This is a genomic window from Pseudothioclava alba (genome assembly GCF_033100795.1).
GTDB lineage: Bacteria > Pseudomonadota > Alphaproteobacteria > Rhodobacterales > Rhodobacteraceae > Pseudothioclava.
Map to the genome: position 1 here is coordinate 47,298 of NZ_JAWLVI010000002.1, position 14,131 is coordinate 61,428.

16 protein-coding genes are annotated in these 14,131 nt (G+C 61.0%); 6 read left to right on the forward strand and 10 right to left on the reverse strand.

Annotated features, from left to right (window positions below; all coding sequences use genetic code 11):
* Positions 1-118: 118 nt before the first annotated feature.
* Positions 119-1,027, forward strand: coding sequence for a hypothetical protein (locus RYZ20_RS06115; protein ID WP_317671468.1), 909 nt, complete (start codon positions 119-121; stop codon positions 1,025-1,027).
* A gap of 67 nt (positions 1,028-1,094) precedes the next feature.
* Here RYZ20_RS06115 and rplT read toward each other — a convergent pair whose 3' ends face one another.
* The 4 genes from rplT to pyk all read right to left on the reverse strand — a co-directional run bounded on the left by rplT (position 1,095) and on the right by pyk (position 3,515).
* Positions 1,095-1,454 (reverse strand): 50S ribosomal protein L20, encoded by a 360-nt coding sequence (gene rplT / locus RYZ20_RS06120; RefSeq protein ID WP_317671470.1) that lies wholly within the window; start codon positions 1,452-1,454, stop codon positions 1,095-1,097.
* Positions 1,455-1,471: 17 nt separating this feature from the next.
* Entirely contained in the window at positions 1,472-1,672 is a 201-nt protein-coding gene (gene rpmI, locus RYZ20_RS06125; RefSeq protein ID WP_317671472.1) for a 50S ribosomal protein L35, read from the reverse strand.
* A 132-nt stretch (positions 1,673-1,804) separates the two neighbouring features.
* On the reverse strand, positions 1,805-1,957 hold the full coding sequence (locus RYZ20_RS06130; protein WP_317671474.1) for a hypothetical protein: 153 nt from the start codon (positions 1,955-1,957) through the stop codon (positions 1,805-1,807).
* Positions 1,958-2,069: 112 nt separating this feature from the next.
* Positions 2,070-3,515 (reverse strand): pyruvate kinase, encoded by a 1,446-nt coding sequence (gene pyk, locus RYZ20_RS06135; RefSeq protein ID WP_317671476.1) that lies wholly within the window; start codon positions 3,513-3,515, stop codon positions 2,070-2,072.
* A 134-nt stretch (positions 3,516-3,649) separates the two neighbouring features.
* Here pyk and RYZ20_RS06140 point away from each other — a divergent pair, with 134 nt between their 5' ends.
* Positions 3,650-4,393 carry an N-formylglutamate amidohydrolase gene (locus tag RYZ20_RS06140; RefSeq protein WP_317671478.1) on the forward strand — a complete coding sequence of 248 codons (744 nt, stop codon included), beginning with the start codon at positions 3,650-3,652 and terminating at the stop codon, positions 4,391-4,393.
* Between the two features lie 51 nt (positions 4,394-4,444).
* Here RYZ20_RS06140 and RYZ20_RS06145 read toward each other — a convergent pair whose 3' ends face one another.
* From RYZ20_RS06145 to dgcN, 3 genes are read right to left on the reverse strand one after another with little or no spacing between them, the layout of a single operon-like run.
* The gene (locus RYZ20_RS06145; protein ID WP_317671480.1) at positions 4,445-5,305 is read right to left on the reverse strand and encodes a D-amino-acid transaminase; all 861 of its coding nucleotides are present in this window, start codon (positions 5,303-5,305) and stop codon (positions 4,445-4,447) included.
* 15 nt (positions 5,306-5,320) lie between these two features.
* Positions 5,321-6,283 carry an N-acetyl-D-Glu racemase DgcA gene (gene dgcA / locus RYZ20_RS06150; RefSeq protein ID WP_317671482.1) on the reverse strand — a complete coding sequence of 321 codons (963 nt, stop codon included), beginning with the start codon at positions 6,281-6,283 and terminating at the stop codon, positions 5,321-5,323.
* Between the two features lie 45 nt (positions 6,284-6,328).
* The gene (dgcN, locus tag RYZ20_RS06155; RefSeq protein WP_317671484.1) at positions 6,329-7,351 is read right to left on the reverse strand and encodes an N-acetyltransferase DgcN; all 1,023 of its coding nucleotides are present in this window, start codon (positions 7,349-7,351) and stop codon (positions 6,329-6,331) included.
* 277 nt (positions 7,352-7,628) lie between these two features.
* Between dgcN and RYZ20_RS06160 the strand changes: the two genes are divergently transcribed.
* The 3 genes from RYZ20_RS06160 (at position 7,629) to RYZ20_RS06170 (ending at position 10,684) form a co-directional block, all read left to right on the forward strand.
* Positions 7,629-8,585 carry an L-malyl-CoA/beta-methylmalyl-CoA lyase gene (locus RYZ20_RS06160; protein WP_317671486.1) on the forward strand — a complete coding sequence of 319 codons (957 nt, stop codon included), beginning with the start codon at positions 7,629-7,631 and terminating at the stop codon, positions 8,583-8,585.
* A 212-nt stretch (positions 8,586-8,797) separates the two neighbouring features.
* The gene (locus tag RYZ20_RS06165) at positions 8,798-9,658 is read left to right on the forward strand and encodes a DMT family transporter (RefSeq protein ID WP_317671488.1); all 861 of its coding nucleotides are present in this window, start codon (positions 8,798-8,800) and stop codon (positions 9,656-9,658) included.
* A gap of 63 nt (positions 9,659-9,721) precedes the next feature.
* Entirely contained in the window at positions 9,722-10,684 is a 963-nt protein-coding gene (locus RYZ20_RS06170; RefSeq protein ID WP_317671490.1) for an acetyl-CoA carboxylase carboxyltransferase subunit alpha, read from the forward strand.
* Positions 10,685-10,696: 12 nt separating this feature from the next.
* Here the strand turns inward: RYZ20_RS06170 and RYZ20_RS06175 are convergent, their stop codons facing one another.
* From RYZ20_RS06175 to RYZ20_RS06185, 3 genes are read right to left on the reverse strand one after another with little or no spacing between them, the layout of a single operon-like run.
* Positions 10,697-11,443, reverse strand: coding sequence for a lysophospholipid acyltransferase family protein (locus RYZ20_RS06175; RefSeq protein WP_317671492.1), 747 nt, complete (start codon positions 11,441-11,443; stop codon positions 10,697-10,699).
* Positions 11,443-12,327, reverse strand: a complete 885-nt coding sequence (locus RYZ20_RS06180; protein ID WP_317672189.1) for a cell division protein FtsX — start codon at positions 12,325-12,327, stop codon at positions 11,443-11,445. The genes RYZ20_RS06175 and RYZ20_RS06180 overlap by 1 nt, the downstream gene beginning before the upstream one ends.
* An 8-nt stretch (positions 12,328-12,335) precedes the next feature.
* The gene (locus RYZ20_RS06185) at positions 12,336-13,007 is read right to left on the reverse strand and encodes a cell division ATP-binding protein FtsE (RefSeq protein WP_317671495.1); all 672 of its coding nucleotides are present in this window, start codon (positions 13,005-13,007) and stop codon (positions 12,336-12,338) included.
* Between the two features lie 147 nt (positions 13,008-13,154).
* Between RYZ20_RS06185 and RYZ20_RS06190 the strand changes: the two genes are divergently transcribed.
* Positions 13,155-14,123 (forward strand): zinc-ribbon domain-containing protein, encoded by a 969-nt coding sequence (locus RYZ20_RS06190; protein WP_317671497.1) that lies wholly within the window; start codon positions 13,155-13,157, stop codon positions 14,121-14,123.
* Positions 14,124-14,131 lie beyond the last annotated feature (8 nt).

The window sequence follows — 14,131 nt, forward strand, 5'->3', positions numbered from 1 at the left end:
TGCAACCTTGGTCTTTGCGCAAGGCCATACCTGCAAGACAAAATGCTGCAGTTGTGGTAGGCAATTCGCCAAGAGTTTTGTTTTTTGTATTATGTGGAGTACCTGTGTACTTGCTTTGTTGTTGCTATTCTCTATCGCCATTGCAGGTGTCGCGGCGGCGACCTGTATGTTTGACAGCGGCGATCCCACACCCGAGCAAGAGGTCGACAACGCTGATCTGACGCGCAACCTTGCGTTGCTTGATGAAACCCAGATCAGCGAGATGGAAGCGGCCCTCGGGCAAGACCCCTTACTGGCCCAAGGCGAGGTCGAGACCGAAGATGACCTGCTTCTGCCCTATGTCGATGAAAACGGATTTGCCGACATCGAGGGTGGCGAGGGGCGCGATCTGATCGTCATTCCCGAAGAGGTTGGCGAAGAACACGATGCGGTCTTTGGCAATGGTGGCGGTGGTGATGACCTCATCCTCGGCGGGAGCGGCTCGGATGTGCTTTATGGCGGGGCCGGAAATGACAACATCATCGACAACGCCGATGGCGATGAGAACAACACCGATGTGATTGTGGCGGGCGAGGGCGATGATGGCCTGATCATCGAGGATGGGATCAATCTGGTGTCATTGGGCGCTGGCCACGATCACCTGATGATCTACAGCGAAAGCGGCGACAATCCCGGCGCGGTCGTGACCGACTTCAATCCAGAGGAAGATGCGCTTTTGCTTGGGGTCTATGCGCCCGGAATTGATCTGCCCGAAGGCACCAACTCACTGGAACTCGGCTATACGCTTAGCGAAATACAGACCGATCCGGGGGCCGCAACTCTGGTGACGCCAGCATCCTCGGACGCCGTAACGGCGGAAACTCTGGGCGAAGGAGCCTCGGTTGGCTATGCCGTGCTTCTTGGTGTTTCACCCGCCGATTTGGCCTCGGTGGAAATCCGCGTCGTGCTCCAAAATGACCAGACCGTTTGGGCAGCCGACGATTCGATCGAGAAGATCGCGCAGGACATGGGCGCGACGCGCCTCTGAGCGCGGGCAGCCGCCAAAAGAAAAGGCCGCCCCGAAGGGCGGCCTTTTGAATTCAGCTTGGAACTGCTTACGCAGCAGCCTTCGCCTGTTCGACGATGGCGCCAAATGCTTCCGGCTCGTGGATGGCCAGATCGGCGAGGACTTTGCGGTCCACTTCGATGCCAGCTTTGCCGAGCAGGTTGATGAAGCGCGAGTAGGTCATTTCTGCATCCACCAGACGGACAGCAGCGTTGATACGCTGGATCCACAGGGCGCGGAAATTACGCTTACGCTGTTTGCGGTCGCGGGTTGCGTACTGGTTTGCCTTGTCGACAGCCTGAGTCGCGGTGCGGAAGTTGCGCGAGCGCGAGGAGTAGTAGCCTTTTGCCTTCTTCAGCACTTTCTTGTGCGAGGCGTGGGTCACTTTGCCGGATTTAACGCGTGCCATTGGTCAATTCTCCCCGATCAGCGGTTGTAGGGCATGTATTTTTTGACGATTTTGGCATCGCAATCAGCCAGAACCATCGTGCCCGCGGTGTCGCGGATGAACTTCGTCGAGCGCTTGATCATGCCGTGGCGTTTGCCAGCAGCACCGACCTTCACTTTACCGTTCGCGGTGAATTTGAACCGCTTTTTGGCAGCGGACTTCGTTTTCATCTTGGGCATTTCGGTCTCCTTTAATCAGAGTTTAAACGCGACTCGGCATGCCACTCCGGCCGGCCGCGCAGGTATGCGAGCGCGCCTGATAGACGGGCGCGCCCTATTTGGCAAGGGGGAAAGCCGCGAATTCGGGCGGTTTCAGTTCAGAAACCGCGCGATAACGCGAATAAACGCCTCGGGGATCTGCCCCGAGCTATACCCGCCGGGCCGCGTCATAAAGGCGGCGAGGATCAACCCGCCGCCGATCACAAAGGCAACAGCCGCAGCACAGGGCGGGCGCGAATCGGACATCGCCGAGAGAACCGCGGGGATCGCAAAACCCCCGACGATAATTCCGATTACCAGCTACAGATCGCTGTCAACACCGGCCATAGGCGCCCCCACCTTCTTGGTTAGGGGAAGGTTACTCCGGGTCCTGGCTGTAAATCAATCGCTCGTCACAGGGCGCGACGCGCAGAATGTTGGTCGAGCCGGTAACGTTGAACGGCACACCCGCGATGACGACAATCTGGTCGGTCTCGGAGGCATAACCATAGTCGCGTGCCGCACGGGCCGCATTGACCACGGCAGACTTGAACCGCTCGAGATAGTCGCAATGGACCGAGTGCACGCCCCAATAAAGGCAAACCTTGCGCAGCGTCGCTGCCACCGGCGAAAGCGCGATGATCGGCACGCGCGGACGCTCGCGCCCGACAAGAGCAACGGTTTTGCCCGATTGCGAATAGCAGCACAGCGCCGCGACTTCGGTGGTTTCCGCGATTTCACGCGCCGCCGCCACGATCCCATCGGCAACGGTCTGGCGATTGGCCTTGCGCGAGGCTTCGATAACTTCGCGGTAGGTCGGGTCACTCTCGACCGACTGGGCCACGTTATCCATCGTGGACACGGCCTCGACCGGATAGCGGCCAGCCGCTGATTCCGCCGAAAGCATCACCGCATCCGCGCCCTCATAGATCGCGGTTGCGACGTCGGACACTTCGGCGCGGGTCGGCATCGGGCTTTCGATCATGCTTTCCAGCATCTGGGTTGCCACGATCACGGGCTTCGCAGCCGCACGACACTTGCGCACAAGGCTTTTCTGGATCGGCGGAACCGAGTGAACGGGCAGCTCAACGCCCAGATCACCGCGCGCCACCATGATGCCGTCCGAAACCTCAAGGATTTCGGCGAAAGCCTTCACCGCAGCCGGTTTCTCGATTTTCGACAGGACCTGCGCGCGGCCTTTGGCCAGAGCCTTGGCCTCCAGCACATCTTCGGGGCGCTGCACAAAGGACAGCGCCAGCCAGTCAACGCCCATCGAGCAAGCAAATTCGAGGTCTTTCTTGTCTTTCTCGGACAAGGCCGCCAGCGGCAGAACCACGTCGGGCACATTCACGCCCTTGCGGTTCGAGATCGTGCCGCCAACCGTCACAACGCAATTGGCGAAATCGGGCCCGCAGTCTTCGACCTTGAGGCGGATTTTACCGTCGTTCACCAGAAGCGAGGCGCCGGGTTCAAGAGCCGCGAAAATTTCGGGGTGGGGCAGGCAAACGCGGTGGTTCGTGCCCTCTTCCTTGTCCAGATCGAAGCGGAACTTGTCCCCTTCCTCCAGATCGGCGGCGCTTGCCGCAAAGGTGCCGACACGCAGCTTCGGCCCCTGAAGGTCGGCCAGAACGGCAATCGGGCGACCTGTGTCGACCTCGATCTGGCGGATAATGTCGTAACGCGCGCGCTGTTCGTCATGGGTGCCGTGCGACATGTTCAGGCGGAACACATCGGCACCGGCCTCGAACAGGGCACGGATGGTTTTATAGTCGGAAGAGGCGGGGCCCAGCGTGGCCACGATCTTCACATTGCGCAAGCGTCTCATGCGTGATCGATCCTGGTTAGTTCGTGTCATATCGTGGGCCGCCGCAACGTATGGCGCAAATTGTCGCACAGCACAACTGGCGCAACCCAAATCTCTCGCGTAAATCTTACCTGACGCATCCAGATGGCAGGACGATGACACAGCACCCCGCTTACAACACTCACGGCGCCGAGCGCCCCTCGCGCTGGCTGATTACCGCAGATCACGCAAGCAACACCGTGCCGGACTGGGTGAATAGCGGCGATCTGGAGATTTCGCAGGCCGATATGAACCGGCACATCGCTTATGATGTCGGCTCTCTGGGGCTGGCGCGGCATCTGGCCGATTGCCTGGATGCGCCGATGATCGCGAGCAATTTCTCGCGCCTTGTGATCGACCCGAACCGCGGCGAGGACGACCCGACCCTTGTGATGCGCCTTTATGACGGCACGATCATTCCCGCGAACCGCCATGTTGACGATGCAGAAGTCGAGCATCGCCTCTCGCGCCTGTATCGCCCCTATCACGGCGCTTTGGCCGATCTTGCGGGGCAGCGTGATGATACGGTGATCTGCGCAATCCATTCGTTCACGCCCTGCCTTAAGGGGCGTCAGCCGCGCCCGTGGGAAATCGGCGTCCTGCACTCGCATCAGGATTCGCGTCTGGCCGTTCCACTGATCGCAGCGCTGCGCGACGAAGGCTATTGCGTCGGCGATAACGAGCCGTATTCGGGCCACCTGCCCGGCGATTCCATCGACCGGCACGCGCTGACACCGGGGCGCCTGAATGTGCTGATCGAACTGCGCAACGACCTGATCGAAACCGACGACCAGCAAAAGCTTTGGGCCGAACGTCTGGCCTCTGTGCTGGAGCGCGTTCTGGCAGGGCTTGCAGCCTAAACAAAAAGGGCGGCCCGCAAGCCGCCCTTTCCTATTCTGTGCATCAGCGCCTTACAGCGCGGATTTGCGGCTTTCATCCAGATAAATCTCGCGCAGACGAGTCGCGACGGGGCCAACATTGCCGCCGTTCAGCGCAACGCCGTCGATCTCGACCACCGGCATCACGAAAGCCGACGCCGAGGTGTAGAACGCCTCATCCGCCGATTGCGCCTCTTCGATCGTGTAGGGGCGCTCTTCGATTTCCATCTGGCTTTCGGCGGCATATTTCAGCAGCGATGCGCGGGTAATCCCGTGCAGGATGTCGTGGCTCAGCTGGCGGGTGATGATCTTGCCGCCCTTCACGATATAGGTGTTGTTCGACGAGCCTTCGGTCACAAAGCCGTCCTCGACAAACCACGCATCGTCCTTGCCCGCCTTTTCAGCAGCCATCTTGGCCATCGACGGATACAAAAGCTGCACGGTTTTGATGTCGCGACGGTGCCAGCGCAGGTCTTCCATCGAGATGACCTTAATGCCCTTCTGCGCCTTCGGGTCGTCAGCAAGGTTCGCTTTCGCCTGCGTATACAGAACGATGGTCGGCGGGGTGCCTTCGGGCGGATAGTGGAAATCACGGTCGCCTGCGTTGCCACGGCTGACCTGAAGGTAGATCAGACCCTCGTCGATAGCATTGCGCGCGACCAGTTCGCGGTGGATCTCCAGCCATTCGTCGCGGCTCAGGTTGCCCGACATATCCAGCGCATCCATCGAGCGGGCGAGGCGGGCCATATGGCCTTCGAATTCAAGGATCTTGCCACCCAGAACCGAGGTTACCTCGTAGACCGCGTCGCCCATCACGAAGCCGCGGTCAAAAACCGAGATTTTCGCCTCTTCCTCGGGCAGATACTCGCCATTCAGATAAACGATGCGGCTCATTCCAGTCTCCTTGCCTCAGCCCCAAAGCGCGGCTTCGGGGGGAAATACCATGCCGTCTGCATAACGAAGCGGCGTCGCACGGTCTTCGGCCAGAAGAAGCGGCCCGTCAAGGTCCGTCACAGCAGCTCCTTGCGCGACAAGGGTCGCGGGCGCCATCGCAAGCGATGACCCGACCATGCAACCCACCATCACGCCAAAGCCCTCGGCGCGGGCCAGTTCGCGCAGCGCCAGCGCCTCGGTCAGGCCGCCGGTTTTGTCCAGCTTGATGTTGATGACATCGTATTTGCCGCGCAGATCGGTCAGCCCTTCGCGGGTATGGCAGCTTTCATCGGCGCAAATCGGCACAAGCCGCTTGATCCCGCGAAGCGCTTCATCATCGGCAGCAGGCAAGGGCTGCTCGACCAGCGCAACGCCCAAGCGTTTCAAATGGCTTTGAAAATCAAGGAATTGCTCGATCGTCCAACCCTCATTCGCGTCCACCACGATGCGTGCATTGGGCGCCCCTTCGCGCACGGCCTCTAGCCGCGGAATGTCGTCGGGCGTGCCCAGCTTGATTTTCAGGATCGGACGGGCGGCGTGTTTGCGGGCGGCCTCTCGCATCCGCTCGGGCGTATCCAAAGACAAGGTATAGCAGGTGATTTCCGGCCCCGGATCGGGCAGGCCCGCAAGCTGCCAGACCCGAACGCCTGCGCGCTTTGCCTCAAGATCCCAAAGCGCACAATCGACCGCATTGCGTGCGGCCCCACCCGGTAAAGCCTCTTGCAGCACGGCCCGCGTGATCCCTTCGGGCAGCGCGCCGATCTCGACCATCACCGATTCGAGGCTTTCGCCGTAGCGCGCATAGGGCACACATTCGCCCTGCCCGCGCGCTCCGCCACGGTTCACTGTTACGGTCAGCACCTTCGCTTCGGTCCGTGATCCGCGTGAAATCGTAAAGGCCTCGGCCAGCCGGAAAATATCGGCCTGAACTCCGATCATCGCTGTCTCCTGTCTGCTCTGGCGGCAGTATTTCCGCGTCAGGCCTTAGCCTGCAAGGGCGTATTGATCGCCCTGCACCAACGCATCCACCAGCTTACCCGCGCCAAAGCGGAACGGGTCGGTCGCGGGCAGGCGGAACTCCCGCTCAAGCGAGGCCAGATAGGTGCGTGCCTCGTCCTCGGCCATATGCTGCGTGTTGACCGAAATCCCCACGACATGGCAAGCCGGATTCGCCACCTTTGCCAGCTCCAGCGCCAGATCGTTGAGCGCCTTCAGCGACGGCAGCTTATACCCCGGAAGCCCGCGCATATGGGCGCGCGTCGGTTCGTGACACAGGATCAACGCATCGGGCTGGCCGCCGTGGATCAGCGCCATTGTCACGCCCGAATAAGAGACATGGAACAGGCTGCCTTGCCCTTCGATCAGATCCCAGTGGTCGGCATCATTGTCGGGCGTCAGATATTCAATCGAACCGGCCATGAAATCCGCGATCACCGCATCCAGCGGCACACCGTCGCCGGTAATCAGAATGCCGGTCTGGCCGGTCGCGCGGAAGGTCGCGTTCAGGCCGCGCGCGTGCATCTCACGCTCCATCGACAGGGCCGTATACATCTTGCCGACCGAGCAATCCGTGCCAACCGCAAGGCAGCGTTTGCCCGTGCGCTTCACTCCATTCGCAATCGGGTATTTCACGGACGGGATGCGCACGTCATGCAGCTCGCGCCCGCAAGCCTCGGCCACCGCGACCAGATCGGCCTCATCGCGCAGCAGGTTGTGCAGCCCCGAGGCGATGTCCAGCCCCTCCTCAAGCGCCTGCACCAAAACCTTTTTCCACGCCGGGCTGATAACGCCGCCGCGGTTCGCGACGCCGATCACCAGCGTCTTGCAGCCCGCCGCGATGGCCTCTTGAAGCCCCATATCCGGCGGGCCCATATCGGCGTTGCAGCCCTCCATACGGAACTGGCCAATAGCGAACTCGGGACGCCAGTCTTTTACGCCCTGCGCAACTTTGGCCGCCAGTTGATCCGGCGCATCGCCCAGAAACAGAAGGTAAGGGGTCTTGATCATCTGCGGCTCCTATAAGGGTAAGAGGTGTTGCCGTATATACTACCCGCATTGACGGAAATTTCCGGTGATTATTGCGAACCCCGCCAGCAACATATCGAATAATCTTCGACGCTATTAAATATTACTCGAAGATTATTATCCACCAGGCGCCCTGCGCAAAACGAATCTCCGCCGCGCCAGCATTGCTGCAGGTGCGAAGGAGCGCTTGAAATGGTGCGCGCAACAATATATCCAAACGCACAACAACCATGAAACATCATTGCGAAAGGCCCGCGCCATGAGCTTCCGCGTTCAACCCACTCCCGCCGCCCGTCCTAACCGTTGCCAGCTTTTTGGCCCCGGCTCGAACACCAAGCTGTTCCCGAAGATGGCAGCCTCGGCGGCTGATGTCATTAACCTCGACCTCGAAGATTCGGTCGCGCCCGACGACAAGGCGCAGGCCCGCCGCAACATCATTCAAGCCAGCCACGAGATCGACTGGGGCACCAAATACCTCTCGGTTCGGATAAACGCGCTGGATACCCCCTATTGGTATCGCGATGTCGTCGAACTGCTGGAGGAAGGCTCCGAGCGCATCGACCAGATCATGATCCCGAAGGTTGGCTGTGCGGAAGACGTTTACGCGGTGGATGCGCTGATTACCGCGATTGAGGCTGCCAAGGGGCGCACCAAAAAGGTCTCGCTTGAGGTCATCATCGAATCGGCTGCGGGCATTGCCCATGTCGAAGAAATCGCCGCTTCCTCGCCCCGTTTGCAGGCCATGAGCCTTGGCGCGGCCGATTTTGCCGCCTCCATGGGGATGGCGACAACCGGCATCGGCGGCACGCAGGAGAACTATTACATGCTGCGCGGCGGACAGCAGTATTGGTCCGATCCGTGGCACTGGGCGCAGGCCGCGATTGTGGCTGCGTGCCGCACCCACGGCATCCTGCCGGTCGATGGCCCGTTCGGAGATTTCTCGGATGATGAAGGGTTTATCGCTCAGGCAAAGCGTTCCGCGACGCTTGGCATGGTCGGCAAATGGGCGATCCATCCGAAGCAGATCGCGCTCGCCAATCAGGTTTTCACCCCATCGGAAGAGGCCGTGACCGAAGCGCGCGAAATCCTCGCCGCGATGGAAGAAGCCAAAAAGTCCGGCTCGGGCGCGACCGTCTACAAAGGACGACTGGTTGACATAGCGTCCATCCGTCAGGCAGAAGTGATCGTCCGTCAGGCAGAGATGATCAACGGTTGATCACTTTGCGAAGGACGACGAGCTTCGTGTGACCAGTTCGCGCCAGTAACCAGTGCAAGACATCCCGGAGCGGCAGGGAGGGGAGGCCCGGCTGCATGAGGGAACAGGGACGCCCCGATCTTCGTATCGGGGCGTTTCTTTTTGTGACCCCTTCTCCGCCACGCCCGACGACGCTAACACTTGCCCAAAGCCCTTTTCAGCGGAACAAACAGATGCGGCAAAGCGCGACACTCGGGACGATGACCATGTGCGCGGGCGTGGCTTTTCTGTGCACCAATGACGCCATCGCCAAAGAACTGACGACGACCTATTCACCGCTGCAAATCCTGTTTCTGCGAAACATCATCGCGCTGCCTTTTGCAATAGCGCTGGCGCGTTGGCTGGGTGGACGACCGGCGCTTATCTCATACAAGCCACTTGCGCATTTTCTGCGTGGCGGGCTTTGGATCATCGCGGCAACAATGTTCTTCAGCAGCCTCAGTCAGCTTGGCCTTGCCGAAGCGACCGCCCTTGCCTTTGTCGCACCGATTCTAATTACCGCGCTCTCCGCGCTCGTCCTGAAGGAAAAGGTTGGCCCCCGCCGCTGGCTGGCGGTTCTGGTCGGGTTTTGCGGCGTTCTGATTGTGGTCCGCCCCGGCAGCGCAACGTTCCAGCCAGCCTCACTTCTGGCGTTGGGGACCGCGTTTTTCTACGCACTTCTGATGCTGGGGTCACGGTTTGTGGATGCGCGCGAAAGTGTCTGGACGATGCTTTTATATCTGACCGGCTCAAGCGCCATCCTCCTCAGTTTTATTGTTCCCTTCATCTGGGTGCCGGTGCGTACCGAAGACTGGCTGCTGTTTGCCGGGGTCGCGATATTCGGAACCGCCGGGATCACGATGATTACCCAAGCCTTCCGCATGGCGCCCGCCTCGATCATCGCGCCTCTGGACTACACGGCACTCATATGGGCAAGCCTGCTTGGCTGGCTCTTTTGGGGCGACCTGCCCGACCTCGCCACCTATCTTGGCGCTGCGATCATTGCGGGCAGCGGGATATTCATCGTTCTGCGCGAGGCGCGGACGAAGCCCTAACCGCCCGTTGCATTTCACCTTCCGCACGGTCATATAGGGCGCTGTGAAAACGCTGAGGTTCCGATGACTACTTATCTCGAGTTCGAAAAGCCGCTCGCTGAAATCGAAGGCAAAGCCGAAGAATTGCGCGCCCTTGCCCGCAAGAACGAAGAGATGGACGTCGAGAAAGAGGCCGCCGCCCTCGACAAGAAGGCCGCGCAGATGCTCAAGGATCTCTACAAAGATCTGACGCCCTGGCGCAAATGTCAGGTCGCGCGGCACCCGAACCGTCCGCATTGCAAAGATTACATCGACGCGCTGTTCACCGAATTCACGCCGCTTGCTGGCGACCGCAATTTCGCGGACGACCACGCGGTGATGGGCGGGCTTGCGCGGTTCAACGATCAGCCGGTCGTGGTGATCGGCCACGAAAAAGGCCACGACACCCACTCGCGGATCGAACGCAATTTCGGCATGGCGCGCCCCGAAGGCTATCGCAAGGCGGTGCGCCTGATGGATATGGCCGACCGTTTCGGCCTGCCCGTTGTCACGCTGATCGACACCCCCGGCGCCTATCCGGGCAAGGGCGCGGAAGAACGCGGCCAGTCCGAGGCCATCGCGCGATCGACGCAGAAATGCCTTGGCGTCGGTGCTCCGGTAATCTCGGTAATTATTGGCGAGGGCGGCTCGGGCGGCGCTGTTGCTTTTGCTACCGCCGACCGCATCGCGATGCTGGAACATTCGGTCTACTCGGTCATTTCGCCCGAGGGCTGCGCCTCGATCCTGTGGAAGGACGCCGAAAAGATGCGCGAGGCCGCCGAGGCGCTGCGCCTGACCGCGCAAGACCTTAAGAAGCTCGACGTCATCGACCGGATCATCAAAGAGCCGCTTGGCGGCGCTCAGCGCGACCGACACGCCGCGATTGAGGCAGTCGGCGCCGAGATCGCCGCAATGCTGAAAGAGCTTGGCGGCAAAGCTCCGCGCGAGTTGATCCTGGCGCGGCGCAAGAAATTCCTTGCTATGGGGTCCAAGGGATTGGCGGCCTAAGCGGCCTGCCCTTTATTCGAACGCATTTTCCGGCATCGGGAAGCCCGCTTCGGTCATCAGCACGTCCGAAGCGGTTTCAATCTCGTCGGCGATGCGCGTCATGTAATCATCAACCGACAGACCAGGTGCGATGGGCGGCAGGAACTCGACCACCGCCAGCCCCGGTTTGCGCAGCATGGACCGGCGCGGCCAGAACACGCCCACATTCGTCGCCGCAGGCACGCAGGGCAATTTCAGCGTGCGATAAAGCATCCCCGCACCTACCTTATAGGGCGGCTTCGCCCCCGCCGCGACGCGCGTGCCTTGCGCAAAAATAATCAGTTGCCCGCCCTGCATCCGGCCATTTTTCGCCGCATCGACCATGCCTTTGATTGCCTTGCCGCGCTTGGCCCGATCCACCGGAATACAGCCCATCAGATAGGCATACCAGCCGACAAACGGCGTCCAGACGAGTTCCTTTTTCATGATGAACTTGCCCTTCGGAACCGCCGAAAAGATCATCAGGATGTCAAAGAACGACTGGTGCTTCGCGGCGATCAGCACATCGCCCGTCGGGATCTCTCCGCGAATTTCCGAGCGCAACCCGACCAGCCAGCGCGCGGAAATTCGCACCCAATGGGCATAGCCGCGCGCAACGGCAATTGCCCCCATCCGCCCACCAAGAACCCCAATCGGCAGGCCGAATACAGCAAAGGCCGCCAGCGCCACATACATCTGCACGATGAAGATGAAAGAGCGGATATACTGGATCACGAGCATCATGCGATTCCTTTAAGCATTCGGAACGCGGCAAAGCGCGTCGAGAAGAAGGCAACAGCCGCCGCAAGGGGCGGGATCACCAGCGGCCAGGTCCACGCCCAACCGGCAAAACCAAGGCCGGTCAGAAAGCCGCCCGCCTCATTGGTTTGCGGCAAAAGCGCGACAGCCAGCATTCCCAAAACGGTCCCCACGCTCGCTCCCCAAAGCCCGCGAAGGGTAAAGCGGCGCACGAAGGCACGGGCGATAAACCGGTCAAGCGCGCCGACCAGCCGCAGCACACGGATCACCTGACGGTTCGCCGCCAGCGCGGCCTGTGCCGCAAGGGTAATCATCGCAGCGGTTGCACCACCGATCAACAGCAGAGACAGCAGACCCAGCATCCGCAACCGCTCGGCGGCGGAAACAAGCGGGCGGCGCCAGCGGGTGTGATCGTCGAACAGGGCACCCGGAGCCTCGACCGACAGGCGCAGGCGCAGCCCCTCGGCATCGACTCCGTCGGCATCCTCGACCACCTCGACAAGCTGCGGCAAGGGCAGGCTATCGACCGGCAGATCCGGCCCGAACCACGGGTTCAGAAGTGTTTTCATCTCGTCCGCATCAATCGCACGATAACTGGCGATGCCGGGCGTCGTGGCCAGCACCTCAAGCGTTGCGGCAAGCTGCGCCTCGATCTGGTCGGCAGGCGCCGAAATGCGGATCGTGGCCGAGCGCGCCAAGGCATCCGACCAGCGATCCGCCAGACGCCCCGTGGCCAGCGACAAGGCCAGCGCGAACACCGCCAGAAACGCCATCGCAGCCGAGGAAAACACCGTCAGCCGCGCGGTAAATCCGGTCGGCGGCACCACGCGGTCCGCGCCCGAAGTCTCTCCACCGAACATCGACATCAGCTTTTTCACAGGTCCGCCCCCGCCAGATGAAGCCGCTTGTTGGCGATCCGCAGCACCCGCGCCGAGACCTGCGCCTTGGCCGAGCGGATAAGATTGAGGTCATGGGTCGCGATCACTACCGTCTTGCCCATCTTGTTCAGCTCGATCAGCAGCGACAGCAGGCGCATCGACATTTCCCAGTCCACGTTACCCGTCGGTTCGTCGGCCAGAATGACATCGGGCGACATGATGATCGCGCGGGCAAGGGCGGCACGCTGACGCTCGCCGCCTGAAAGCTCGGGCGGCAGGGCGTCTGCGCGACGGCTAAGACCGACCCACCCCAGCAGCTCGTGCAGTTCGTCCGCATTGACAGGCCGCCCCGAAACCGTCAGCGGCAGCGCGACATTCTCTGCCAACGACAGATGGTCAAGAAACTGGCAATCCTGATGCACAATCCCGATCCGCTGGCGACTGGCGGCGGTTTCGTCGCGCGTCATCTGGCGCACATCCTTGCCGAAGATCCGCAGCTCGCCCGAAGACGGCGTCAGATCGGCGTAGCACAGCTTGAGGAACGTCGTTTTGCCCGCACCTGAAGGGCCGGTCAGAAAGTGAAACGACCCCGGCTGCAGACGCAAGGACATCTGCGACAGCAACTCGCCACCACCGTAATTCATCGCGACATTTTGCAGTTCGATCACAGGACGCTCTCAACCTTTGCTTGCATTTTTCGGCGCCAGCGCCGCAAACAACTCTAAGACTTGGATAATGTCAGATCGCTTGCTACAACATGCACAAGTGGAATGCCAGAATGGCGAAGACGCTCTGGCACAGGTTTCGGAAATCGAATGCGGCTGATTTGCCCCAATTGTGGTGCCCAATACGAGGTTGATGCCTCTGTGATCCCCGAAGGTGGACGCGACGTCCAGTGCTCGGGGTGCGGCCATAACTGGTTCCAGTCCGGCCCCGAAGCAGCACATTTTCAGCCCGCAGAGCCAAGCCCGAGCGCGGATGCCTGGGAAGTGCCCGCTGACGAGAGCGACCTGATTGGCTGGACCGATCAGGACGGCGAAGCGCCGGAAGAGGACATGGTTGAAGCGTCCGCAGAGCCTCCTGCCGAGGAAGCGGCCGCCCAGACCGAAACGGCACCATCCACAGAAGATCTGAGCAGTGTCATCGCGGCAATGATGGCCGATCAGCCAGACAGCCCGATGTCGCCCGTGTCCAACGACTATTTCGAGGATAGCGATTACGACGACACCCTGACGCCTGCACCAACAGTGGGGGCAACGCCGCGCAAGACGGTGGATGATTCCATGCTGGCGATCCTGCGCGAAGAAGCCGAACGCGAGGCCGCGCACCGCCGCGCCGAGGGGATCTCAGAGATGCAAAGCCAGCCCGAACTGGGGCTGCAAGAAGCATCCCGCAAACCCGATCCTGCCCCTGACGACGAAGAAATTTTCTTTGATCTCGACGATGATGCGCCCACTGACGCGCCGAAAGGCCGCGAGCGCCTGCCCGATGTCGAGGAGATCAATTCGACGCTTGCATCGGCCTCGGATCGCAGCACCTTGTCGACCCCCTTCGGCGTCCAACAGGACAAAAGCGCAGCGGGCGGGTTCCGTGGGGGCTTTGTGACGGTGGTTCTAGTCGCGGCGATTGCGGCTGCAACCTATGCCTTTACGCCGCGCCTCGTGCAGATGGCACCCGCGTTCGAGGCGCCGCTGACCGCCTATGTCAAAGCCGTTGACGCAGGGCGCATCCGGCTGGACCAGTCGATGCAGAATATCCTTGAGAAATTCGCCAAGACCGAGTGACCAGCGCC